This window comes from Marinobacter salinexigens (assembly GCF_008370345.1).
GTDB lineage: Bacteria > Pseudomonadota > Gammaproteobacteria > Pseudomonadales > Oleiphilaceae > Marinobacter > Marinobacter salinexigens.
This window is the reverse complement of the sequence record NZ_VTUU01000002.1, coordinates 454,930-480,864: the sequence shown is the minus strand read 5'-3', so window position 1 is coordinate 480,864 and position 25,935 is coordinate 454,930. Positions and strand designations below refer to the sequence as shown.

Below are 25,935 nucleotides of genomic sequence, written 5' to 3'. Positions count from 1 at the left end.
CTATTTCCGTCGACAGATTTGTTCCGGTCAGCCCGTTCCGTCTTTCAGACGGTACAGGATCTTTGATAGCCAACTCCTGACTACCATAACTGACCGGAGTTCCACATGTTGAGTTGCCAACCGGGCCTTATAGTTATCGTTCTTTCCTGTTCCCGCTAACATGTCGAACATCTGAAGGGTCGGGCTGGAAAATGCCGTTTCAATACAATACCCCAGATGCAGGGTTCCCAACGCTATCTTTCGATGGAAATCCTCGACATAGCCAGACTGCAGGTTATATACGCAACCTTTATAGCAAACATTGTAGACAACCGATATAACCCGATCACCACAAAGTAGTAACGAGAGGGACGGTCCACCGCCATCCTTTGAAATCTGCTCCAGAAAACAGCGGTGGAACTCCAGGCTCTCCTTATTGAAACACTCGACGCCCCAACGAACCCGATGAAACCGGTTCAATAAATCAAAAAACTCATCAACGCGATTGGGCCAGGCATTCTCGAGGGCCACAGTGCCCAACCCTTCAAGAATCTTTCGACGGTTATAGAGCTTGAGGCGAGTATTACTTCCCAAACCTGCCAGATAGCTTTGGAAACTGCCCCTGGTATCGACCGCATAAGCTGTATCGGTGGCCAGCGTTCGCATGGACCAGCCTCGCGATACAGCCAGACGTCGAAGAATTTCTAGATCCGGAGCGTCTTCCCGCACATCACGAAAAACAGCTTCGGTCCATTCCCCTGAATCAAGCAACTCGGTGAAAGCAGGCTCCTGCCCTGAAACAGTATCGCCACCATGAAACAGGGAGTTGTACTCCGTGCGTGGCGTCGAAATTCGCCGGTAGTTAGTACCGATAAACTGAAAACACCGGATGGGTATGCAGCCGTATAGCCTATATACATCCTGATACAGGCCAGAGACTTCCTGTTCACAGGATTGAATATGACGAAATCCGGGTGTACTCCCCCATATCGCCCACCAGGCGTCCTGCCATGCGTTAGTTTGGAAAAGGCTCACGATAAAGGCACGTCCTTCTTAGCCTTGGGCAGCGTCGAAAAAACTTACAGTCCTGTAATATTGGCGCAACCTTAAGTCAGAATAATGGACTGTATTTTGGCCGAAAAAGTGGCTCTGGCATCATTGATGCGTCCTCTACCGAATGAAGTCGTTTCCATTCGGTGGGAGGTATTAAGCCAATGCGCTCCATTCAGCACAAGAATAATACAGGATTTCATATACTCGGCAGATTCACTTCAGGTAAAGCACGACGTTTTCTGAATGTGCTCGTGGCCACCTGTCTGTTAATTCTATCTGGCATAGCCTCGGCAGCCCCCAGCCTGCAGGTCAGTGACGCACCTAATCGAGCTGCACCCACAGCACTGGCCGGAGCAGAACTCACGGGCGATGCCTATATTTTCATAGGCTCACCCACGAACGTAACCCGGGTCCGCTTTTATCTCGATGCACCACCGCCGGCTTCACCCAGACAAACCGAAAACCTGGGGCCTTATGATTTTGCAGGCACAGCACCTAATGACACCGCGTATCCATTTGATACCTCCAGCATTAGCGATGGCCAACATTCCATATACGCCGAAGTTACCTATCTCAATGCAACTACAGAGATACTCTCAGCAGCATTTACCGTAAACAACACCATACCGGCACTGTCGTTTTCTCAATCAACACTGGCATTTACGACACCCGAAAGCGACCCGGTTGTTAAAACCGCACAAGTCTCCCTTGAGGCCAGTGAAGAAACTGCTTCGACCATATACCTTTCAGACGATGCTGACTGGCTAACAACAACCCCGGCCTCCGGGTCTGTTCCTTTGAACATCACAATAAGCGTAGATCCCTCAGGCCTGGCTCCCGGGGAATACACGGGCATCATCAACGCCAGCGGAAACGGCGTAGCAAGCACAACACTCTCCGTTAGCCTCACTGTTGTTGCCGACAATCCCAACGGCTTCTCCCTTATGGTGAGCACAAACCCGGACAGAGGTGGCGAGACAACACTCAGGGGCGCCACAGTTTCCGGCGACATTTTCGTATTCATACCAACACAGCCGAATATCACTCGAGTTCGATTCTACATCGACAACCCGAACAAATCCGGCTCGCCTGACCAAACCGAAAACAAAGCCCCATATGATATGGCAGGGACGTCCGCAGATGATTCTGCCATAGCCTATGACACCAATGAACTGGACGATGGTGATCATACCGTCACCGCAGTTATCGCCACGAGCGATTCCGGCACCCATGAAGTTACAGACTTCTTTACTGTCGCCAATCAGGGGCCAATACTGGCCTTTAGCTCTACAAATCTCTCCGGATCACGCCACATCGACAACCCTGAACCAATCTCTCAGATTGTTGACCTGAGCGCGAGCGATGATTCCAATGCAGCATTTACATTGGCCAGTGATGCAAGCTGGTTGACAGGGAACGCAGACTCCTCAACAACACCAGCAGCGGTGACCGTAACCGCAAATCCGGCTGGGTTAAGTGCGGGCGTGTATGCAGGGAGTATAACGGCAACAGCTAACGGATATTCCACAGGCAGCCTTACCTTCAATCTCACGGTAACCGACGGACCTCAGGGTTTACTGACAACGCCCACATCTCTTTCATTCAGTGGGCAGCCAGATGCGCCGATTGCCAGCCAGGTACTCAATGTGAGTCATTCAGACAGCGGCAACCACGACTTCACAGTGAGTACCAATATGCCCTGGCTGCATGCCAATCCAACCTCCGGAACGACTCCCCAAGGCATTGACATCAGTGTTGATAGTTCCGGCATGCCAACCGGAAACTACAGCGGAACAGTTACTATCTCATCGCCCAACAATAATTCGATCAACATACCGGTCTCCATGGAGCTTTCCAGCAACGACAAGTGCGCCCCGATTCCATGCGGCGACGTACGGGTTAGCCTTCCCTATCAACTTACCTTTACCGAAGGTCAGGGCCATTATCCGGACAAGAATGGTTGGGGCACAGGCTTTACCTGGTTAGATAAAACAGGGACGGGTGACGGATACCTTCCTGACAATCTTAATATGAGCTTCTACGAAGGGGTTCTGGAGTTCACCACAACAGCAGGCATCCATTATCTGGCGAGCAATAACCAAGATAACGTTTTGGGAGTAGGATTTGCCGCCCCCAACCAAATAACACAGGCCTCAACAGAAATCCTGGATATACCGGCTGGTTCTGGCAACTATGAGCAAGCGGGGCTATGGTTCGGCAATAATAACGATAACTATGTAAAACTGGTCGTTATCTCAAAACCCGCAGGCTTATCCATTCAGTACCTCCTCGAACTTGCTGGTGAGCCTGCGGCAGAAAAAACAATAACCCTAAGCACGCTCGAGGGAGCTGACATTGTGCTTTCGATGTCTATTAACCCATACGAAAAAAATATTGACCTTACCTACAAGATCGAAGGAGGGAATAGTCAGCTCGCAGGAACAGTGTCACCTCCTGATGAATTTTTCAGCTTTGACGCAGCTGGTATAGATCCCGAAATTGGCACAAGAAGTTTCGCCGGGATTCTGGCGACACACCGCAATGCGACCGTCCCGATAACTTACCGTTTTGATGAATTCACATTACAAGCGGGCGGAGGACCTTTATCACCCGATACCGCTGTCGAATTCACACGGAAGAATTATGATTTAAGTTTCCCCACATCAATGGTATGGGGCCCTGATAACCGCCTCTATGTAACAGAGTTATTTGGGACTATTCATGCTCTGACCTTTGATTCCGAAATGAATCTTATTAACGACCAGGTTATTGAGTCATTGCTGAATGATGTTGGTCCAAGACTTACATTGGGGATAACTGTATCTCCTGACTCGACTCCTGCCGACGTAAGATTATGGGTAGCCCACTCAAGTCCATCCGTGGACAATGGCGAGGTGGATTCAGGTATGGTTACCAGACTTAGTGGATCAAATTTCTCAGTGGTCGACCACATAATTACGGGGTTACCGAGGGCAATTGCCAATCATTCTATCAATTCAATACATTTCGGATCGGATGATCGCCTCTATATCGCAATGGGCGGTAATACTGGCGCCGGTGCACCTAATCAGGCCAATACAGAATTTGGTGAGCGGGGTGAGCAACCTCTGAGCGCCGCGATCCTAGTCGCTGATGTTAATTCAGCGTCTTTTGATGGAAGCTGCGCGAATACGCTCAATATGTATGGCCCACCTCCTTGCGACGTAGTGCCATATGCCACGGGTCTTAGGAACAGCTATGATTTCGTCTTTCATAGTAACGGGAATATGTACGCCACAGACAACGGCTTAGGAGTAACCGGCACATACCCCCCCAAACCCGAACCCGATTGCTCTGGTTTCGCCAGCACAGCCAGCTACAAAGATGGCGGTCACAACCCCGGCCCCCAACCAGACCTTCTACTTCTAGTTCAAGAAGGCCAGTACTACGGCCACCCAAATCCATCAAGGGACGAGTGCGTGTTCAAGGACGGGTCATATCAAAACGTTTCGCCACTTTTGAGCTATGAGCCCCCGCTGTTTGAAATCGGTGAACATACCTCCTCGAACGCGATCATCGAGTATGGTGGCGCAACCGGATGTGTTGGAGAGTACTTAAATGGCCAGCTTTTGCTCACGAACTATTCAGTTGGCGACGATATCTATAGAGTCATGCTAAACGAAACTGGCGACACAGTAGTGGAAGGTGAACCTTTAATAACTGGTTTCAATGATCCCCTACCACTTACCAAGCGGCCGGACGGCGTTCTATTCGTTGGCCAATTTGGAGGAAACAAACTAACCTCGCTACAACCCGTTAGCCTTGGATGCTGGGCCACCCTAGCACCAGCGCCCATTAACCTTTTGGACGCCAACGCAGCCGCAATCGGAGCGAATATATACGTCATTGCGGGGAAAAACGAATCAGGGCATATGTCCAGCCTGTGGATATACAATACAAACAACAACACTTGGTCTCCAGGTGCAGACATGCCAACCACGGGAGTTGAAAACCCTGCGACTGCTGTTTACAACGGCCTTCTGTACGTTTTTGGAGGATCGACAGCTCCCTTTTCCGGCGCAGTTGGGCATGCTTCGGTATATAACCCAGCTACAAACAGTTGGCAGTCGCTAGCAAACATGCCCACACCACGCGGCGGGGCCACCGCACAAGTTCTTAACGGAAACATTTATGTATTGGGGGGGATGGACAGCCAAGGCTCCTCGTTGGCTACTGTGGAATCTTTCAATCCCGCCTCGGGAAGTTGGCAAACCAGACCGCCAATGCTAAATCGTCGAGATAACGCCGGCTCTGCCGTCGTAGATGGGGAGTTAATGGTATTTGGAGGACGGATAAGAAACCCAGACGGAACCTCTCCTGATCCAGCGATGACGTCTGTCGAAAAATATACAGGTATTACTTGGCAAAATCTCCCTCCCATGCCTACTGGCAGGCGTGCGATGTCAGTGGGCAATGCAAATGGTCGGATCCAGATAACCGGTGGAGAATTCAATCCGAACAACGCGTCTGGTGTATTCGAACAAACAGAAGAGTACGACCCTTCCAACGGTATATGGCGCAGCCTCACTGACGCTCCCACGCCTCGACACGGAGCTGCAACTGCAACCGTCGACAATGTGGTTCACATTATTGGTGGGGGCGTACAAAGTGGTTCATCCTTCTCATCGATCCACGAAATTCTTAAATTCTGAAATTCGACGACAAAAGAGGCTGGTATATTTCCAGCCTCTTTTGTAGCATTTCCAAATTGGGATCCCCTTTCTTAGTGCCTAGGCCTTTCCTCGAGAATCCTCCTTCTTACTAGGTTAGGCCCTTTCAATTCAGTTGGACGAAAAATGGACATAAGCGTAATCCTCGCAACCTACAACAGGGATGACATTCTTCAGAAAACGTTAAAAAGCTTCGAAAACCTAAATACTGACGGATTTTCTTGGGAGCTTATTATCGTAGACAACTGCGGGCTACAATCAACACAAAAGCTAGTTGAGTCGTATACCGACCTGCTTCCACTTAAATTTTTACAGGAAACCAGGCCCGGAAAGAATTATGCAATTAGCAAAGGGCTTTCCCATTCCGTGGGCGAATTGCTTGTATTTACAGACGACGACATCGTTGCGGACAAGGACTGGCTGCTAAACATGCTCATAGGTAGTCAGAACTTTCCGAACTACCACATGTTTGGCGGAAAAATAACTCCAACGTTTCCGCCAGAGCGGGCTTTGGACCAATGTATAAATCTGGAACACCCAATCTCAAAGACAGCCTATGGCATACTTGACCTTGGACCAGAGGACCAGGAGATTACCGCCAATAATATCTGGGGAGCCAATATGGCGGTGAAACGGGAGGTTTTCGACTCCGGATTGGCATTCGACAACTCCGTCGGCCCATCACAAAAGCAAAATTACACGATGGGCAGCGAAGCCTCCCTTCTAATTCCAGCCGAGAAAGCTGGATTTAAGTCCATATATCTAAGTAAGGCTCACGTACTTCATCAAATAAGGCCAGAACAAACATCAATTAAATGGATGAAACAACGGGCTTTACGTATGGGCCGAGGAAAAGCTGCCATTGCGGACGAATATGGTCGTTTCAAAACAATCGCAGGAATACCCCGGTTTATCTATAAAAAGCTTGCACTGTCGAAGCTTCGATCCCTGGCCTTTCTATTGACCCGAAATCACAATCAATATTTTGACGAGACTATGTCGTATTGGACCTGGCTAGGAGTAGCTCAATATCACAAGAGCGGCCCCCCCCTTTCTTTAACAAAAAAATAACACTTTGAGGATAAAAGCTGGATCTTTTGTTGAGACTAAAAAATTTAGTTTTTTTAAAAATGACCATTTATTTAATATAGAAACAATCCCCAATAGAATATCGCCCCTAACTTCGACATTATTCTCACTGTTATAAAGCTTATAAAACAATTCAGCTGACAAGTGACCTGACTCATAACCAGCCGAAGCAAGAGTGTTTCCCAAGCCACTAATTCTAATAGGGTAGTAACGATTAAGTCTAAGGAAAAAATAAAACCATGCATCTTGCTCCATGCTGGAATCTAAATAGCCAACTCTTTTAGCCGCCGTTCGATAAAACAAAACTGGCTCTTTTGCGCCTCTTTGACCATCCGTTGAGCAGTCTAGTGTATTTAGCTCATTTAAAATAGCTTGGTAAGATTCAAACTCATTTTCATCAGACGAGAGCGCTCGATTAACACCGATGCTCACAGCAAGACGACGATGACGGCACATTGACTCAATTAGCTCGGCACAGGAAAAGTCTATACTCCCAGGAACAATGAGGACCAAGTTCGAAGCGGCTTTATAAATTGCATCGTTGATCTCCTCTACCTGATCAAAATTAACGGGAACCAGTTTTGAGTTCTCATAATCGACATGGGAAATATCATTGCCCTTACCATCACAAACTATGACCGTTAAGGGCTCACCGAATTTGACATTAAACATTACGCCTATTCCTAACCTTCTTTATCACAGGAGCCACTCCTTCCAAAAGAGTCCATTCATAATCTTTCAAAAACAAGAATGCAACACTTAATAGAAAAATCACCGCGTAAATAATTGAATGCGACAAAATCTCCCCAAAGGTTCGAACCGTAAAATAGTTATAAAGAACATAATCGTACAACGTTGCGAATACAACGGTAAATACCATAACCGGAAGAACTTCCTTAACAAGCCGTAAATAAGGGAGCTCTATCATTTTTGTGCAAAGCGCCGGCAATACAATCCCCCGAAATAAAAGGCCTGGAATCGTCGATGCCAGAGCAATTCCCACAATTCCATAATATTGAACCAGAATGATAGAAAGCACGACAAGAGACATCCCTTCTATGAGCGTGACCTTTGCGATAATAGAGTGCCGATTCATTGCATAAAGGACGCTATTGACTTGCGAAAAAACGAATATTCCAATGGTTCCAAAAACCCTTACAAAGACAACGTTAACCGCCTCGCCATATCCATGACCGACCCACCTGTCAATAAATGGCATCGAAAATATAATCAACCCACTTATTGCCAAGCAACCTAGGAACGCATTAATTCTGGTAACAAGAACAGTCTTTTCCCGGATTCCCTCATAATCTCCTGTAGCGTGATAACGAGAGAAAACGGGGGTCATCATATTCGTGGCCTGGTATAAGAATTTTGTAGAGTATTCTACCAATCGTTGCCCGACGACATAAACTGTGACAGACGATGCTGAAAGGAAATAACCAATAATTATCGGATTGGTTCGATAGGGTAGATTTCCTGTCAATTCGACTGCAAAAGACCATAAGCTAAATGAGAACAATTCCTTGAAAGTGCTTCTTTTTATATATCTTGATCCAAACTTTATTTTAGGAAACTGTTTTAGCGCAATTAACAAATAAACTAAATTAGAAAGCCTTGCAGAACAGAAACTTATTATTGCAACTGACAATACTCCATAGCCGGAGATTACGAAGTAATATGTGAAAGCACTTGACGTGAGCAAGATAATAATTCTGGAAAGCGCAATAAGATCATAACGAGCCTTGGCTTCAGCAATGCCTGCAAACGAATTAAACGGAAATTCAAGTGCAACCGAAAGTCCTGTTATGATAATAAGTGTTGAGATAAGTCGTGAATCATCAACGCTATCTACAAAGTTATCCGAGAAAATCGAAATAACCAACGAGAGTATGAAAATCCCAGCCCCCAATACCGAAAATATTACAATCGAGGTATTGATTACCGCATTGACATTATCAGACTGATCTTTCCCAAGGTATCGACTAATATATCTGGAAACTGCACTCGTAACACCAAGATCGAACGTATAGTAGACGCCGATAAATCCACCCACTATCGCCCAAATTCCGTACCAATGATCACCAAGACCTTCAATGAGTACCGGCATCATGATAAAGCTGACGATCATCGTAATCAGCGTGTGTGACGTTCTAAACAGCGAGCCCTTTACTAATGCCTTAGCCAGATTCATAGTGATCTTCGATTTCCTGAATAATCAACTCTATACTGTTGAACCTTTCCTCTAGTAAACAGATAGTCTGATTTTTGATGAATAAACTTTTCCCGATTTCCAACCACTCTGTATAAAAGCATAAAAATTAAACTTTGAAGACAATGCTTAAAAAGGTACCGGGGCGCACCGAACAACCGAACCACATCTGGCTCTGGCTGCATAAGAACGCTCCCCCTTCCCCTTCTTTTCATGCGTTTAAGCCACCATTCTACCGATCCCTGAACCGTGCGGACTGAGTGAAATGAGCGGGCTTTGGGTAGGTAAATTGCAGTGTGACCGTAGAAGAAAAGCCTCAAATTAAACTCAGTTTCACTCCCCATCATATAATCCTGTCCGCAAGGACCAACATCCGGGTTGAATTTCATGCCTTCGTCAAATACGTGCCTGCGGACGATCATGCTAGTACCCAGGACCTGATGGTTCTCGATCGGGCCCTCTTCAAGATCCCAGTTGCCTGCATTAACGAATTTCTCTACCATCGAATGGTCTGGCATAAGCATTCCGGAGGGAAGTTCTGGCACAACTTTCCCGGCAAACAACGTAGCCCCCTTATATCGCTCTGTCCCTTCCCAGATCTCCTTAAACCAGTCGTTCGATAATACAATGTCATCATCAATAAAAACGAATATACGTCCATTAGCAGACGGAATTATGGTATTAAGAGCATTATTTTTTCCCTTTATCGGTGCCTCGACATATATGATATTAAGTTCATTGGAATACCTATCACAAAGCACCTTTGTTTCGTTTCTAACAGCATTATCCGCCACTAAAACTTGTATCTCACCATCAAAAACGTTGCGACTGATGGATGCGAGAGTTCGTGACAAGGATTCCTCTCGCGCAAAAGTCGCAATAAGTACGGATATATCCATTAAACCAATTACTCCATAATCAAAAAACTTTCTCTTTGATCCGATCCTTCAAAATTTCATAAAAACGTCTTCTAAAAATCATCGAGGTGTTAAGTACCCCCCTGATAAATATCGCTCCTGCCTCACGATAATGGGACTTGTACAGGCAATTATTAAAAAACTCGAGGTACTTAGCAAGTATCCACTTCCTTGCTTCAGATCTACCGAGCGCATGGGCGGAATGATATTTATTAAATATTTCTAAATGGGTTTTCAAGGTCATCAGATCTGTATAGGAAGAAGTAGCGCTAGCGTCGTGTTTTCTATAAAAGTAAAGTTCTTCATACAACGCTCGAAATCTGAATTTCTGACTTAAACGTAACCAGTAGTCCCAGTCTTCACCAGTTTTAAGGCTTTCGCTATAACATTCACCAGATCTAAAAACTTCCTTTCTCGCGAGAGCCGTATGGAACAAGGCGTAATTCGAAGTTGGAAGTCTTAACAGAACATCTGAAAAAGATATGTACTCATTATTTCGAGGCGGCAGCGAGCCCTGTAACCAACGCTTATCCCCCAGCGTCTCTGTAAAGCGCTTCACACCGCTAATAACAGCATCACACTTTAGGTTGTTAAGGGCTTTTACTTGCTTTTTTACCTTTTCTTTATCGTAGATGTCATCCGCATCCAAGAAAGCGATAAAAGATCCCCTGGCAACAGATATGCCGAAATTCCTCGCTTTCGACACACCACCATTTTTCAAAGTAACCAACACCACCCTTGGGTCGGAATGACGTAGCTCTTCTATCTTCGATAGTGTTCCATCAGTTGAGCCATCGTTCACAACGACTAACTCTATATTATCGTAACTTTGGTTTAGCACAGAACGGCAAGATTCTAATATCGTGCTTTCTGCATTATAGGCAGGCATTATGACTGAAACTAACCCAGAGTTGTTCATGGCCACACCCCAAATCTCCTTCCCTGTCTATCGATAAAGGATCGAATAGACCTTCCCTTCTCCGGAATGAACAATGGCCTTATTAAAGGCCACTTACTTCCAGAATGTATAGAGCCGCCAATTGCCTTTTTATATTTCTGAGAAATCCGGTCAAACGAGAAATAGTCATTACTAATATCGTACGCCCCGTCGGATAATCGCCTCCACTCTGCCTCATCGTGGTATAACTCTAAAATCCAGTTAGCTAATTTTCTTGATTCCCCCCACCCCACAAGCAATCCGTTTTTACCAGTAACCAAGAAGTCTTTAATAACCTCCCCACAATCATAGGCGCCGACCGGAACGCCACAGGCTAGTGCCTCCGCAGCACCATAACAAAATCCTTCGTAGGAAGATGTTAATAATGCCACCTGTGATCCACTAAGTATAAGCTTGATCTCTTCCCATGGGGCACCAGGCAAAAGTTTAACTTGATCAGAAATTCCATTTTGTTCGATTAGCCTTCGATAAAAACCCGAATCGTTTGAGTCTCCAATCAACAGGAATCGTATGTTACATTCTTCGCGACACACCAAGCTAGCTATCTCAATGATTTTAGAACAATTTTTTTGCTCTTCCTGTATTCTCCCATGATAAACCACGGTAAACTCTTCCTTTTTATACCGGGTTTTTTCAAGAGGCTTTTTGCTAATATAATGAGGAATCAAAAATACCTTATCTCTATTACGTTCGCTAAGCTTAGCAGATAAAACACGACTGGTTTTTGATGAAGCGCAAATAAAAACTGATACAATATTCTGGAACCGGATTAAAACAGAATAATAACTCTCATGATCATTGTGGCAGACCCCAATAATATCTATTCTCTTGAATCTAGTCGCCTTAGCGGCTGCATAATAAGAGATTCGTCTGTAGTTCGGTATAAATGCGTCAATATCATTCAATAAAAGAAATTTGCAGATATCATTAGCAAGGCTCTTTTCACCCAAATCCCGACTTAGAATCAGAGAAGAATCCACATCACGCCCAAGGTCGTTAAGCAAAGATTCTTCGACGTCATTCCTAGGCTTATGTGACACCAAGTAAACTTTATACCCCAACCGCTTGAGCATAATAATTGTGCGTATACTATAAGCCCAAACCCCACCACGGGAATTGCAGTCTGAATAGATCGCTATCCGCATAATATCTTCCGTTAGAAACCCAATCATTTCAAAATGTACAGCCTGTACTATTTAATACACATACGAAAATAGTGCCAGCTCAGCCCGCGACTCTCTGATTACCTTACTCCACGTCATTCTACCTTAGCGACCCCAAAAAACGTGGGACAACCAATTTGTATAATTACAGAACTTTTCTTAAGCAGTGAATTCTGTTTCCTAAACCCAGTCTGTCGACAATCCCTAGGCTTCCAGTATAGGATTATTAATCCTGACCTTTCCCCACAGTTAGTACCGTAGCCCGGATGAGATTTCATTATGCTGCTTGCTTCGCATATTGTTCTGGTGGCTCGTAGCCAAGAGCACTATGTGTCTCACTTGGTTGTAGTGGTTTCTCCACAAATCATTTTTTACTCGCGCCTCGTCGAGCGTTCTGAACCAGTGACGATTCAAGCACTCGTTGCGGAACTTGCCGTTCAGGCTTTCGACGAATGCGTTCTGGGTTGGCTTGCCAGGCTGGATGAACCCAAGCTCAACGCCAGCCTCCCGGCTCCAAAAGAACATAGCCTTGCTGGTAAACTCCGCGCCATTGTCGCAGGTTATCTTTTTCGGTATTCCGCGTAGCTCAAGCAGCTGATCCAGAAAGCGTGCGACTTAGCGCCCACTGATCGAGACTGATACCAACTGACCAACGACTTCACGCGAGAAATCATCGACGACATTGAGCACCCGGAAGCGTCTACCACTGGCAAGCTGATCTGAAACGAAGTCCATGGACCAGCGCTCATCTACACACGTTGGTACCTCAATTGGCTGCCGTGGCCGCTGGAGCTTTTTACGCTTTTTGGTCCGCACCTGAAGCCCTTCTTCAGTGTAAACCCGATACGTCCGCTTCCTGTTCACCACAAGCCCTTCGGCTTTTAACAACCCGTGAAGCAGCAAGTAACCGTAGGCGGACTGCTTGATGGGCGCAACGCGGTACTCCTAAGCATTAAAGTAGCAAAGCAGGTAAACGAGAGGATTAATAAAGTCGCGGGTGTGAACCGTGACCACTAAAAAACCAATATAACTTAAAAATATTTATATCTTAACACTAACAATTACAAAAAAATCCAGAGATACACCCTTAAAAATAATTAAATTCAATTTAAAAAAACCTAATTCATCAACAAACCAAAAATCATAAAATAAGAAGAAAACTACAACGCATCTAAGTGCGACGACTAAAATAACAACAAATATGCAATCTTATTTGTTAAACTTAAAATAATAAAACTTGGCATTAGTTTAATTAATTAAAATAACTCTAACAAAGGACCAATGGAAACTTATTATATTTAATATTCTACAAAAAATTAGAAGTAGGTTTTTTGGAACTATAACTCATGTTTTCCACACATCTATAAATGGAAATCGTAACACCCATAGAAAACCACCAGTATATTTCATAAGAATCCATTCCAAACGCGCCTAAAACTAACCTCAGGAAGAGAAACGCGACTATCGCCTTTGACAATGCGTTCAAAAAACGGATGTCCTGATGATGAAAAGAATCGTGATCCAGTGCATCCAAGGTACGTTGTAGGCGCTTGTTTAAAGATATCAACTTATAAACAAGAAAAATAAAAGCGGCGAGCCCAAAAATACTCATATTTGTCAAAAGCTCTAAATACATGTTGTGCGTATCCTGATAACGTCCAAACATTTGAGCTCTAACAGAGGGAAATGCTCCAACACCGACCCCCCACGGCTTATCAATAAAAACCATTGCCGCATCTTCCAAAATCTGAATCCTCTTTTCAGATGACGCCCCTTCCTTTTCTTCAAGCGTAAAGATAGATTCAAATCTACCAACATAATCCTGAGGAATAAATGGAATAACCACGATAACCATTATTACACTAAAAAATAAGGCCTTAGTTCTTGTCCGAGAAGTTTGCTGCCATAAAAAATAAACGAACAGCAATGCAGCGCCAACATAACCCGTTCTGGATCCAGTAAAAACTACAATAGTAATACAAAACAAAGCCAAGACCAGAAGAAATATTTTTTTCCATTTATTAACTACAGGATACAAAAAATAGATAAATGGAATACACCCTAATGCTAAACCGCTAAAAGAATTCGGATGACGGTACATTCCAGTGGAACCATGCAACCGTGGTATTCCCTGATTTTCCCAAACCAGCGATCCAGTTACCCACCCCAAGAATCCTTCTTGGGTAATTTTAAACATTGCTAATAAAAATGCCGCTATAGCCAACTTGAGCGCCCACGGGCTTTTTATGAACGCAGCAAAAAACAAGGCAAGCATAGAAGCCTTAAAAACTTTATCAAAAAATATATTAAAAGAGGCCTCCCTGTTATACGAAAACACAGTATATAAAGCCAAAAGAAAAAAAAGCATAAAGACTGGAAACTTCAAAGGAGTTGGCTTTGCTTTAGAGCCAATCACAACAAAAACCGCCGATGCACTAAGGAGCAGGCCTAAAATAAACTCGAACCTTATTGCACCTAAAATACCAACTCTACCATTTAACTGAAGGTACCACGTCAATATATAAACACAAACCAAAAAAACGAATACTTTACTTTCTTTCCTTTTAGGATCCGAAAAATTTCTATTTACCGTTTTTTTTACAAAAAACCCACCATTAGTTTCAGAAATCAAGCTACTTCACCATCCTAAACACTGAATACCAAGCATATTTTTTAGAAAAGGGAAAAATTTTAAAAATAACCTTATCCAGACCACCTAAAATAGAAAGCGTTGGGTTATAAAGCCATAACAGCTTCGGCAAGTATATAAAAACAAAGGAAATCAGCGAGGCAAGATAATAAGAGTCGTACCGAAAGCTAGAAAACCTACTCGCACGCTGGTCAAATTGCTTAATATTTATAGGCTCTTCATCAGGCGTTCTATATTGCGGCGTGAAATACCTATATATTTTAATCACAGGATTGCTCTCCAATGGCTCGGGAAAAATTGCCAAACCACCAGGTTTCAGGACCCGGTATAACTCTGCCATCGCTACATCCAAGTCCAAATCCAAATCCAAATCCAAATCCAAATCCAAATCCAAATCCAAATCCAAATCCAAATCCAAATCCAAATCCAAATCCAAATCCAAATCCAAATCCAAATCCAAATCCAAATCCAAATGATGGAGTATCGAAAACCCAAATATAACATCAAATGAATTATCTGGATAGCTCAACTTTTCTGCAGCCATTTTCTCGACCGAGACATCCGATATAAAACCCTTTTTTTCTAACAATTGACTCGTTGTCCCGACAGCCTCATCAGAAATGTCAAAACTACTGAGGTGTCTGGGACCATAGCTGATAATTCTGCAGTCATCCACCCGTTACCGCAGCCATATTCAAGTATCTTTTTTATCACTCACATCGCCTAGCATCTCCTTCATACTCTGAAATATGCGATAGGTCGGACCGTAAGAATAGTGCTTTGGAGAGGAATTTTCCGTGGAGTATTTTCGATCGTGAAATGCTTCCTCAGATCTATGTCGCGAATCTAGTGTTTTATCGTCCACCTCTATCTCCTTTTAGAAGGTCAAGCATGAAATCACTATTGAATTTAGGCAAACTAAAGAAACGAGACCAAAATAATAAAATTAATCCAGATAAAAAAATCAAAAAGCTATTAGGTTCTATTACAGATACGACCCTACGAATATTCTCGCCCGTAAAGCCAGAAAAAGAGATTCCACTGCCATCAAAAATTGTCGTATAAATTGAAACATGAGCTTCGTCTAAGTATTCAAGAGGACTATTCCCTAAAAGCGCATATGCCTCCGGTAAGAAAATATTAAAATCATATAGAGCGATTGTCCACTGAAGCCCTGCAACTAAGTCTACAGCGCTAAATTCGAAACTACCGAGATACCAATATATCTCTTCATTGGAAAGCATTTCAAAAGTCGGAAATACAATTTGGTTACTACGAAAATTGAATATATCGCTCGAAACGCTTAAACCTGTAATCTCTCCATTTTCGTCGTCGTAAATCAGAGAATTTGTTACCTTGACCTCGTCTTTTTCAATTCCACCCTCAAGCAAATATAGCTGCCCGTTCCACGAATACTCTATAACACTCGAATAGGCGGATTGAATAGAAAATAAAGTCAAAATAAAACTTAATGCATATTTAGCCATCCTAGCTCCTCAAAGGACAATCCTACTGAACCTGAACTGGGTTGGGTGGCATTGGTAAACTACCACCTACAACCGCATCCAATTGGTATCCGGATTGGTTAACAACTCCATTGTTATCTATTACATACAGATATAGTTTCCCCTGACTCAAGTAGTTTGACTGTCTGAAGTTAACTACAATTTGGCCATCTCCCCACCGATCGGGGTCGGGAATGAGTACAGTTTTTTCTTTCCCACAAGCTGCCCACTCAGCGGAAAAACACACTTCTGCCCTAGCAGGAGTTGTGGCTGTATAAACATCATCAAACCACGCCCGAGCCGAGTCAGTGAAGCCCTGAGCCATATGACCTAAGCGGAAATCATCAAAAGACCCGCTTTTATACCCTATTCGAAAATCATCAAAATTCCAGTTAACTGCTCCATCAACCCAACCGTCAACGATTCCGTTGTAGCTCGTTTCGGGGCTATTCAGCTTCAAAAACCATTCCCACCTCTGAAACTGGCCTTCTGTGTTGGAGTAACTTAACTTCTGAAGGCTATACCCTCGCTCTCCGCTTGGCACTTGTGAAAAGCTTCCAGAGTTGTTATAAACGGCCCACCCTGTTTCACCCCCAGGAATCAGCGGCATAAATTGAGGGAACTCTGAATTAGTTCCAAATAGATAAAATTGCTTATGGTTATATCCCGAGGCAGCTTTGTAAGCCCCCTCCATGTATCGGTGATAACTGATATAGATTTTATCTATCGGCCCTTCGCTACTCCATCCAAATGCTCTTATCGAGTTTCCACCATCCGCAGACCAATCAATTTTGACTGACTTTGTACCACTAACTGACTTGGTTCCGTCTACCGCCAGACCTGGCCCCACATATCCATACTGGGTACTCCAAGCCTTACCGATCTCTGACTGCAAGCCATTGACGTACTCCCCAATATTGTGCTGTTCAAAATCATCCCAAGCGATAATCCTCCCACCAAAATTTCCAAAACCCGATCCAGAGATAATCAACTGTCCGCCATCACTCAACTCGCCCGTAACGGAGGAAATTCTAGGCTCCGAAAAAACCGATGACGATATCACTACGAGCCCTACTGCAAAGGATATCCTTTGAAGGATTGCTCCCGAATTGTTTAGCTTCATAGGTAAACCCTCGCTTAGCATCGTCGTTATGGAAGTTGGATAAGTAAAATTTAAGCAAGTGTCGACAAAATTGTCCAGTAAGTAAAATACTTAAAAGGGTCCAGCTAATTACCTTTAATTATAAAAGTAACTCCATTTTTTCAATCTCGTTTCTGATAAAATTCTGATGATCTATTCGATACTTGACCATCTCTTGGCTAAGATTCCCTAAGTTTTTCAACGAAAACTTAATTGACTTAGTTATTGAGCTGACATCATTTTCACTATAAACAAACCCCTTTTTGAAAACTTGTCTAGACACCATGAAATCACTTACTATGCAAGGAACCCCAGCTGCCATTGCCTCATAAGCGCCGCAAACCAGGCAGTTATCCCGGAGAGTTAGATCTATAATAAGATTTGCACTTTGAATTAGATTTAAATATTCATCATCCGACAAAAATCCCGTTAAAATTATACTTTCCGGATATACTTTATTACTGTACGACTCTGGGGGGCGACCTGTAATATAATAAGTTATGGGTTCATCAATATTAGAAAATGCCTTTATAGCCTCATCAAATGGTTCATCTTTCGCCCAAGTGCATATGAAAACAACCTTCAGTTTTGAACTAGGTAGGCACGGTAAATTTTGGTAAAACCTCATAGGCAATGGATCGGGTAGCACAATCGAAGTTCCACCTTTTTTGTTTATATAGTCAAACAAGGCTTTATTTGTAACTATCGATAGATCCATTTTTTTTATTAAGAATAGGCAGACGCTGTTAAAAATTCTACTTCTCCCCTCGAATGGGAAAACGCCGGCGTTATGGCAATCCATGACAAACTTTTTTTTTGAAATAAACTTATACAGCATCATAACGATGGAAAGTATTACCGATGGATTCTGGAAAAAAACCACCCTTCCACCAAACTTATTCAATATCGATAAAGTTTTAATCGATGATATAAAATACCTCTTCACCCTGTTTCCGGGTACTACTATCTCAAATAATTCAGCGCCGACCTCCTTTGACAAACTACGGCTTCTAGTATGGTACTCCCACGTTATCCAGATTCTATCTGACACCATGAAGTTTTCTCTATACCCTATTAATTTTACCAATCAAATATTTAAATCCCGAAACCGTTTTTTCAAACTCGATCCAGTCATTTGCAATAGGATAGCGGTTTATCTCTAAATTATTTTTCAATGGATCACTTCCAGGATATGCGACGAATGCAAACTTGTACGATTTACTCTTAAGGAATGTTTTCACCCTGTCATCAAAGTCAAGTGGCTGGCCGTTAGGATAACAAAACGTATCGACTTTTATATTTAGATTTTCTTCTATTATAGCTTTTGATAAAAACAACTCTCGATTCAGTTCCTCATCATCTAACTTTGTCATTACTGGATGGCTATGAGAATGACTACCGACCCCTAAACCATATTCTCGCATCCTAGAGATCTCTAGCCACGTTAACGGGCGATAGTTTTCCGGTGCAAGGGCAGGCATCTCCAAACCTACCTCTTGATAAAGACAGTCGATAAGCTCAGTTTTTTTATTATCGGGCAACGTGAGACAGTAATCGGCTATACACCCCCAAACAGAATCAATATTATTTGTTAGATCAAACTCCATCTCTTCAAAATTAAATTTATTTGATACTTTTGGGTTTTCGGTCAATGCGTACTTAACCTTGTCTGGCCAGAGCCACAGCTCCTGATTAACAAACCCTGTTGTTATAAACAACGTTGCTGGAAGCTCTAGCTTTTTCAGAACAGGAAATGCATATTCATAAAAGTCTGAATACCCATCATCAAATGTAAGCACTATGGGATTCTTAGGTTTTTTCTCGTCATCGCGACGTGACAGCAAGTAATCAAGAGAAATCGGGTTAAAATTTTTTTTAACAAACTCCATTTGTTTTATGAAATTATTTAGGGAAACAGATCCATTATCTCCACCCGGGGTTACTCTGTGGTACATCAAAATTTTTGGATGTTTTCTTGACAAAAAACGACATACGGAAAGCCCGTAAAACCACCTTATAAATATATATATATATTTATTCATAAAAGAATCAGGCCCGCCTTAAAATTAATTTTATAAGAGCCCGCCAAGCCGGCATATATGAAAAATCACGGCGAAGACCATTAAAAATGTCTTTCAAAGGCTCCCAAAATAGATCTTCCCCCCCAGCTACAGCCATTCCCCGACTGATATACATATCAGCCCATGCCCGCGCTTTAAGACTTTCATTGATCGCGTTCGGGTGGTTATCAAGGAATTTATTCAGAATCCTGAATGCATTGTCGTACCGGCCACGAAAATTCTTCGACATCTGCCCTGGCCAAATCCGGTAGATATAGGTTACTTCCGGTGCATAGGTGAAATGCCAGTCAACGGAATACCGTAGCCAAAGATCCCAATCAATGCCCATTGGAAGCGCTTCATCGAAACAGCCGTTCTGCTCAAGGCACCGCCGGCGTATAACTGCGCTGCCGAAGGGCACGAAGTTTTTTACTACCAGATTATTGGTTACTTTCCCGCTGTGTCTTTCGTACGGTTGTGGTTTGGTGATCGGGTTGCCATCCTGATCGATGTACGTCACCTCGCTGTAAACCACCCCTACCGTGGGATCGTTAAAGTGGGGCATCTGTACATGCAGCTTTTTGGGGTCCCAGAGATCGTCCGCATCACAGAATGCGATAAATTCGCCCTTGGCCTCATTGAGCCCGCGGTTCTTGGCTTTTGGTTGTCCCCGGTTTTCTGTAGGTATATACCTGACTCGGGGGTTACCGTTGAATACTTCCATACGGTCTGACGTGTTATCTGTAGATCCGTCATCCACGACAATCACTTCCAGATTAGTCCAGTTCTGCGCCAGAACTGACGACACCGCATCAGGCAAGTACTGCCCCATGTTGTAGGTCGCGATCACCACACTGACCATTGGTTCTGTCGTCATCTTTAAACCTTGCATATCGAAAAACGGTACTTGCCCGACGCTTCCTGGGGGATGGATGCCACGTCCTGAATCACCAGATCGACTTGTTCGTCAAATACCTCTCTCAACGCGGAAATGAGGCTGGGATCTGTATGTACGTCGTATTCCTGCCCCTTTACACGATTTATGAGGACCTGGTCGATCGATTCCTGAATAAGCTGCATCTGTTCGACACCGGGTACCTTGGTCAACGTTCGTTCTACCAACGATATGCCTGCAACCTGCCCACCACTCGGTAGCTTGAGGAAATCCGCAACCCGCCCTTCCAGGCGCTCCAACATGGGAAAGCCACGCCCACACCCGCATACTCGTTCAGAATAGACCCCTACATCCTCAACCCGGTAGCGTATGAGTGGCATCGCCCTGTTGTTGAGGTCTGTCAGCACGATCTTACCCGGTTCTCCGGGTGCAACCGGTTGGTCATTCGCATCGAGAAATTCGACGTATACATGGGGCATGTTCAGGTGCATGCCCTGATGCTCTTCACATTCGCAGGCAATCAAGCCTACCTCTTCACACCCATAGCGATTGGTTACCTTGCAGTCAAAAGCCTGCTCAATCACCTTGCGTTCGTGCTCAAGCAGCATCATCGACGTGGCCACGATGCCTTCGGGCCGGAGGTCCGTAATCCCTTCATCAACGAGATACTTCGCAAAAATGTAGATGGAGTGAGCATGGCCAAATACTGCGCCGGGATGCTCTCTTCGCCAGCGTTGTACGAACGCCCCCATGGATTGCGGGTTGAGGTCCATGGTGTCCAGGTAGATGGTCCGATCCAGGAGGTGGTGCCGCAGTACCTGTTTCACACCCTTGGGCACCGGCGGATTCCCCCATACCGACGCCTTTTTCATACCGAGATCCCAGCCAGACCAGCGATCTGCAAGTAACTGGGCTGCGTTCCGATACTCCTGACATTCCTCATCGAAGTAGAGTTCTAATGAAACACCGGTAGATCCGCCGGTCTTTGCTTTTACCAGTCGATTTTTCTGGTAATCATCGCTTATGAACCTGTTCAGATTGTTCCGTATATCGTGTTTGGTGGTCACAGGAATCTGGCGAAATGTCATCAGATCGACGCTATCGGCGCTACCCGTGCTGATCCCATGAGTACTGAAAATTTCTCGGTAGTAAGGGCTTTTTACCGCTGCATAGTTAACCAACTCGGTAAGGCGCTCCCTCTGGTAGGCCTCCACTCGTTTTCTGGGCCACCACTGCTGGGTTTCCAGACGCTTCCATTCCTGCAGTCTCCGGCTTTTATCTTTTGCATCCCATAAAGGGTAAAACACATGCTTGGACAAGTATGCCATCATGCCCTGGCACCTCCGGTCTGAAGCCGTGCATACAGGTCAATGTGCTGTTGGATCATGTTGGCCATTGAGTATTTTCCAGCCATTGTTGCCAGTGCCGCCTTCCCCATCTTCGTCCTTAATTCCGGATCATCCATTAGCCTGCCAATAGCATCCGCGAGTGCTTCCACATTGCCAACGGGAACCAGGTAGCCGTTTTCGCCATCCGCCACTATCTCCGGATTGCCCCCGGTTCGCGTACATACCACTGGCTTTCCAGCCCTCATGTATTCGATGATTGCGTTAGAAAACCCTTCAGTTTCCGAGCACAGAACGGCAACGTCGAACTGTTGTATGTGCTCTTCAGGGTTGCTTACGCCTCCAAGGAAGGTCACCTTGTCACCGATATTCAGGTCTTCAGCCAGTTCCCGGTAACTTTCCTGATTCCCGCCACCAGCAATGGTCAGTTCGAAGTTATAACCGCGGTCCCGGAGCAGACCACAGGCCCGTAACAGGTCATCAATACGCTTGATGGGGCGCAGGTTCGCCACCAGGCCAATAATGGGTTTTAAGGGATCTTTCCCAGGATTGCTTTCTATCGGGGCTGCCTCCACATCGGGGTACCCGTTATAGATAACATGGAGTTTTTCCGGGCTGAGGTGTTCCATTTTTCCGGTAATGTCCGCCACCGCCTGGCTGTTACACACCGCGGCACTGACAAAGCGCCCTGTCACGCCCAAAGCCCTGAGGTAGAGCGTGTTGTACCAGAACCCCATGTCCCGCCTGGAAATAATGGTCCTTAAACCGGCAAGCCGCATCATTGGCGGACAAATTACCGAAGCATCGTTAAAAAAGACGTGAGCAAGGCCGAAGCCTTCCCGTTTTAGCGTTTTGGCATACCGATACACACCCAGCCAACTCCCAGGGCTTGAGATACTGCCTACTCCGAGGTGATCCACGCTGACGGGAAAATCACCGTTACGGGTAAAACCGGTTTCCCGGAATACCGCAAACCGGATATCCCATCCTACGGCTTTGAGGCCTTCAACAAGCTTCAGTACCTGGCTTTCTGTACCGGCAAAAGGGTTGTTGTACTGATCCATAATAATTGCCAGCTTCACGACAACACCTTCTTGTATACCTGTAGATAATTCGCGGCCATTGCTTTATCAGAATAGCAGCTCTGAACCCGTTCCCTGGCCCATGCAATCGATTCTGGTACCCCTGGATTGCCCGCCATGGCCTCCGACAGTGCCCCAGCCAGGGAACCCTCAGAAAGATCCTCCAACACAGCGCCTCCTTGGCCATGCCCCAGCACTGAAGGCATCTCTCCTACGGATGACACAACAACCGGGACTCCGACTGTCATTCCCTCCAGCAGGGTTATCGGTAACCCTTCTGTATGGGAGGGTAGGCAAAGTACGGATGCCTTTGCCATTAGAGCAGATACGTTGGCAACGTATCCGGGCAAGAGCACGTTGTCGTCGAGTTCCAGTTCGTGGATGAGATGTTCAAGCACCTCGCGTTGCCTGCCCTCTCCCACAATTAACAGACCCACCTTGGGGTCTGACTGTTTAATACTCTGAAAGGCCTGGATCAGGCGATCAAACCCCTTCTCCATGGATAGACGACCTACACCAAGTACAATCTGGCGATGTTTGCTGAAAAAGCTACTAAGAGGTTCACCAACCGGGCGGCAGCTATCTTCAAGAACGGTTTCTGTCGAAAGGCCGTTTACGATAACCGACACCTTGCCGGATGAAGCCAGGCTCTGGGGTATCTGAGTTCTCATCGTCTCAGAGACCACAATGATCTGGTGTAGGCGCGGCAATATCATTCGATCGAGGAGTTCATAAAGCCACGACTTGGTATATCGGGGCGCCTTAACATATCCGTGCAGCGTTGCCATTAACGGCAACCGCCTAAATGAACGTGGCCATATGCCCATGAGCACGTTGAATTTGTATCCGTGGGAATGAAGCAATTCAAATCCGTTTTCCTGAGCCCACCGCAGTACCTTTCTGGCGCCGGACAGATTGAATCCCGGCCTCATGCGCCAGGGCATGACTGGTAATCGCAATCGCCGGGCTTCTGCTTCCAGGGGCTTTTCGCCAATTCCCGGTTCACCGGCACTCAGAATCATCGGCGACAACCCCTGGTGCTGTTGTTGCTGGACAAGGGCGAGCAGCATTTTTTCAGCACCGTACAGGCCGCCGCTGTCAATAAGATGCAGGATTTTCATAGTGCTAGCCTTTCCGGGGAGTCCAGATAACTTTCTTCTCTCCCCTGGCAAACGCTAACGTCGCCTTGAGTGAAGCAATATTCAGCAGCATGAAGTAATACGGAATGGAGTAATAGACAGGCATCTCACGGCCATTTTCCTCGTTCATCCGGCCGGCCCAGGACAGCCCGTAGAACACCACGATGCCCAAGGCGGCGAGCGTATAAACCCCTCCTTTACCCGCCAGAAGGAATGCGGCCAACGTGAAGGTAATCAACGGTATAAACGCGAGATAACGTAACAACTTATGAGAAAGCATCTGCGCCGCAAACAATCCGAATCGGGCAGGATTCATCAGGTGGGCCATATCCTTCAATGCCCACAGGGCCCTGAGACTGACCCTTACCCTCATACTGAATTCACTACTGCCGTCCGCCAGAGCATGCTCCCTCAACAGCGCCTCAGGCTCATAAACAACCCGATAGCCCTGTTCAACAACCTTCAGGGGTTGTACGAAGTCCGGTAGCTGGTCATTCCTTAGGGGCTGGTATAAATCTTTCCTCATGGCATCGATGCCACCATCGACACCAACCACAGAGCCGCAACCGGTTTCCTGCACCCGCAACCAGTTTTCATATTTCATATAGGCGCTACAGCCATCGCCCACGAGGCTGCCGTCCTCGTTAACGTAAATCATCTTGCCGGTGACGTAACCTACCTGGGGGTCTGCAAAGTTCCGAACGAGACACCGTAATGCGTTCGGGTCCCATTCAGAGTTAGCATCTGAGAACAGGATGATGTCCCCCTGAGCCATAGGGACCAGAAGATTGAGGCCTGACGTCTTGCCCTGGCGTGGAATCTGTCGATGGAGCCTTACGGGAATCTTTGCTGTTAAAGCAATGTCCCTGACGATGTCGTCAGTTCCGTCATCAGACTCATCAGAAACAACCAGTATCTCAACTTTGTCCGAGGGATAAATCAGAGCCAGCTTGTTCTCGAGGGTTGCACGGATGTCGTTCGCTTCGTTGTATGCAGCAATCAGTATGGTCACCGTCGGCTCGAAACTGTCGTCCCGTCTGACGTCGGAGCGAACGAAGCTGGAAAGCAAGCGAGCGACTATCGGGTAACCGATATAGATGTATACCAATGCAAGCAACGATAACCAGAATATCGCCATGAGCATGACTAACCGTTCCCCGCCTGTGTGGAGTCCAACACACCCTGCTGGACCAGAACCTCGCTCATCGTAGTGAAGCTGAAATGATTGATCAGGCGGTCCAACCGGGCCTGGCAGACGTCAAGGTTGTTGTAATGGCGAAAACGTGAGAACCATTTTACGTCCAGCCTTGGTTGCCCCGGGTCAACTTCCCAGGGGTGCAGGTAGAATACGAAAGGTTGACCCTGCCGATTGATCTGCCCGAGCCCCCATTGACTGAACCAATAAGGGAAAAGACGGAAATAGCCTCCGCCTGCAATGGGCAAGGTATAACCGGGAAATTTCAGGGTACTCAGCGGGAATTCCGCGAGTTCATGGCCCTCATCTGTTTTCAGGCGATGGGGCCAACGAGGCGTTCCTGGCATGCCATAGCGGTCATGATGGACTGGGAAAATAGACGAGTCCCACGTGAAGCCCTCCTCCGCGAGAATATCTAACGCCCATCGGGATTTTGCAGTAATCGAATAGCTTGCAGCGCGATACCCGGTAACCGGCGCCCCGGTGATATCTTCGAGAATCCGCTTGGATCGGCGGGTCTCGTCCCGGAACACGTCGGGGGTCTGGGTGTAGATTAGTTGGTGGCTGTAACCATGGCTGGCAATCTCATGGCCACCATCACGGATCCGCCTGACGAGTTCCGGGGAGCGTTCGGCAACCCATCCGAGAGTGAAGAAGGTCGCTTTAATATCACGATCCGCGAACATAGCGAGCAGGCGGTCTGTATTCGCTTCAACCCGGTATTCCATAGACGACCAATCGTCTCGCTGCACCGCTTCAGCCAGTGCTGCGACCTGAAAGTAGTCCTCTACGTCGATGGTTAAAGCATTTGCAATGTCTGTCATGGCTTCCCTGGCCTTGAG

At 45.7% G+C, this 25,935-nt stretch carries 20 protein-coding genes and 1 pseudogene; 2 read left to right on the top strand and 19 right to left on the bottom strand.

What is annotated here, in order from left to right:
* Positions 1–27 precede the first annotated feature (27 nt).
* Entirely contained in the window at positions 28–1,014 is a 987-nt protein-coding gene (locus FWJ25_RS06725) for a GNAT family N-acetyltransferase (protein ID WP_149599481.1), read from the bottom strand.
* Between the two features lie 179 nt (positions 1,015–1,193).
* On the opposite strand from FWJ25_RS06725, the gene FWJ25_RS06720 reads away from it, so the two are divergent.
* Together FWJ25_RS06720 and FWJ25_RS06715 are read left to right on the top strand one after the other, a co-directional pair.
* Positions 1,194–5,723, top strand: coding sequence for a Kelch repeat-containing protein (locus FWJ25_RS06720; RefSeq protein ID WP_149599480.1), 4,530 nt, complete (start codon positions 1,194–1,196; stop codon positions 5,721–5,723).
* Positions 5,724–5,867: 144 nt separating this feature from the next.
* A complete protein-coding gene (locus FWJ25_RS06715) occupies positions 5,868–6,812 on the top strand; it encodes a glycosyltransferase family 2 protein (RefSeq protein WP_149599479.1) in 945 nt (314 codons plus the stop codon).
* Here FWJ25_RS06715 and FWJ25_RS06710 read toward each other — a convergent pair.
* The 18 genes and pseudogenes from FWJ25_RS06710 to FWJ25_RS06625 form a co-directional block, all read right to left on the bottom strand.
* The gene (locus tag FWJ25_RS06710) at positions 6,798–7,502 is read right to left on the bottom strand and encodes a hypothetical protein (protein WP_149599478.1); all 705 of its coding nucleotides are present in this window, start codon (positions 7,500–7,502) and stop codon (positions 6,798–6,800) included. The two genes, FWJ25_RS06715 and FWJ25_RS06710, sit on opposite strands and share 15 nt — an antisense overlap.
* Positions 7,495–9,024, bottom strand: coding sequence for an oligosaccharide flippase family protein (locus FWJ25_RS06705; protein ID WP_149599477.1), 1,530 nt, complete (start codon positions 9,022–9,024; stop codon positions 7,495–7,497). Before FWJ25_RS06705 ends, FWJ25_RS06710 begins: the two co-directional genes overlap by 8 nt.
* Entirely contained in the window at positions 9,021–9,941 is a 921-nt protein-coding gene (locus FWJ25_RS06700; protein WP_149599476.1) for a glycosyltransferase family 2 protein, read from the bottom strand. Before FWJ25_RS06700 ends, FWJ25_RS06705 begins: the two co-directional genes overlap by 4 nt.
* 19 nt (positions 9,942–9,960) lie before the next feature.
* Entirely contained in the window at positions 9,961–10,878 is a 918-nt protein-coding gene (locus FWJ25_RS06695; protein WP_246166685.1) for a glycosyltransferase family 2 protein, read from the bottom strand.
* Positions 10,875–12,062, bottom strand: coding sequence for a glycosyltransferase family 4 protein (locus tag FWJ25_RS06690; protein WP_188093575.1), 1,188 nt, complete (start codon positions 12,060–12,062; stop codon positions 10,875–10,877). The genes FWJ25_RS06695 and FWJ25_RS06690 overlap by 4 nt, the downstream gene beginning before the upstream one ends.
* A gap of 295 nt (positions 12,063–12,357) precedes the next feature.
* Positions 12,358–12,995, bottom strand: a pseudogene (locus FWJ25_RS06685) (IS3 family transposase); the annotation flags it as partial.
* 391 nt (positions 12,996–13,386) lie between these two features.
* The gene (locus tag FWJ25_RS06680) at positions 13,387–14,712 is read right to left on the bottom strand and encodes an O-antigen ligase family protein (protein WP_149599473.1); all 1,326 of its coding nucleotides are present in this window, start codon (positions 14,710–14,712) and stop codon (positions 13,387–13,389) included.
* A 1-nt stretch (position 14,713) separates the two neighbouring features.
* Positions 14,714–15,406: a class I SAM-dependent methyltransferase gene (locus FWJ25_RS06675; RefSeq protein ID WP_149599472.1), complete on the bottom strand. Its 693-nt coding sequence runs from the start codon at positions 15,404–15,406 to the stop codon at positions 14,714–14,716.
* 178 nt (positions 15,407–15,584) lie between these two features.
* Positions 15,585–16,217, bottom strand: coding sequence for a hypothetical protein (locus FWJ25_RS06670; RefSeq protein WP_149599471.1), 633 nt, complete (start codon positions 16,215–16,217; stop codon positions 15,585–15,587).
* Between the two features lie 22 nt (positions 16,218–16,239).
* Positions 16,240–17,358, bottom strand: a complete 1,119-nt coding sequence (locus tag FWJ25_RS06665) for a hypothetical protein (RefSeq protein ID WP_149599470.1) — start codon at positions 17,356–17,358, stop codon at positions 16,240–16,242.
* 118 nt (positions 17,359–17,476) lie between these two features.
* The gene (locus tag FWJ25_RS06660; RefSeq protein WP_188093574.1) at positions 17,477–18,376 is read right to left on the bottom strand and encodes a glycosyltransferase; all 900 of its coding nucleotides are present in this window, start codon (positions 18,374–18,376) and stop codon (positions 17,477–17,479) included.
* A 64-nt stretch (positions 18,377–18,440) separates the two neighbouring features.
* The gene (locus tag FWJ25_RS06655) at positions 18,441–19,418 is read right to left on the bottom strand and encodes a polysaccharide deacetylase family protein (protein ID WP_149599468.1); all 978 of its coding nucleotides are present in this window, start codon (positions 19,416–19,418) and stop codon (positions 18,441–18,443) included.
* Positions 19,419–19,425: 7 nt separating this feature from the next.
* Positions 19,426–20,313: a glycosyltransferase family 2 protein gene (locus FWJ25_RS06650; protein WP_188093573.1), complete on the bottom strand. Its 888-nt coding sequence runs from the start codon at positions 20,311–20,313 to the stop codon at positions 19,426–19,428.
* Positions 20,314–20,315: 2 nt separating this feature from the next.
* Positions 20,316–21,662, bottom strand: coding sequence for a phenylacetate--CoA ligase family protein (locus FWJ25_RS06645; protein ID WP_149599466.1), 1,347 nt, complete (start codon positions 21,660–21,662; stop codon positions 20,316–20,318).
* Positions 21,659–22,759: a glycosyltransferase family 4 protein gene (locus FWJ25_RS06640; protein WP_149599465.1), complete on the bottom strand. Its 1,101-nt coding sequence runs from the start codon at positions 22,757–22,759 to the stop codon at positions 21,659–21,661. Before FWJ25_RS06640 ends, FWJ25_RS06645 begins: the two co-directional genes overlap by 4 nt.
* Positions 22,756–23,880, bottom strand: coding sequence for a glycosyltransferase (locus FWJ25_RS06635; RefSeq protein WP_149599464.1), 1,125 nt, complete (start codon positions 23,878–23,880; stop codon positions 22,756–22,758). Before FWJ25_RS06635 ends, FWJ25_RS06640 begins: the two co-directional genes overlap by 4 nt.
* A gap of 4 nt (positions 23,881–23,884) precedes the next feature.
* A complete protein-coding gene (locus FWJ25_RS06630; RefSeq protein WP_149599463.1) occupies positions 23,885–25,042 on the bottom strand; it encodes a glycosyltransferase family 2 protein in 1,158 nt (385 codons plus the stop codon).
* 2 nt (positions 25,043–25,044) lie between these two features.
* Positions 25,045–25,917 (bottom strand): XrtA system polysaccharide deacetylase, encoded by an 873-nt coding sequence (locus FWJ25_RS06625; RefSeq protein WP_149599462.1) that lies wholly within the window; start codon positions 25,915–25,917, stop codon positions 25,045–25,047.
* Positions 25,918–25,935 lie beyond the last annotated feature (18 nt).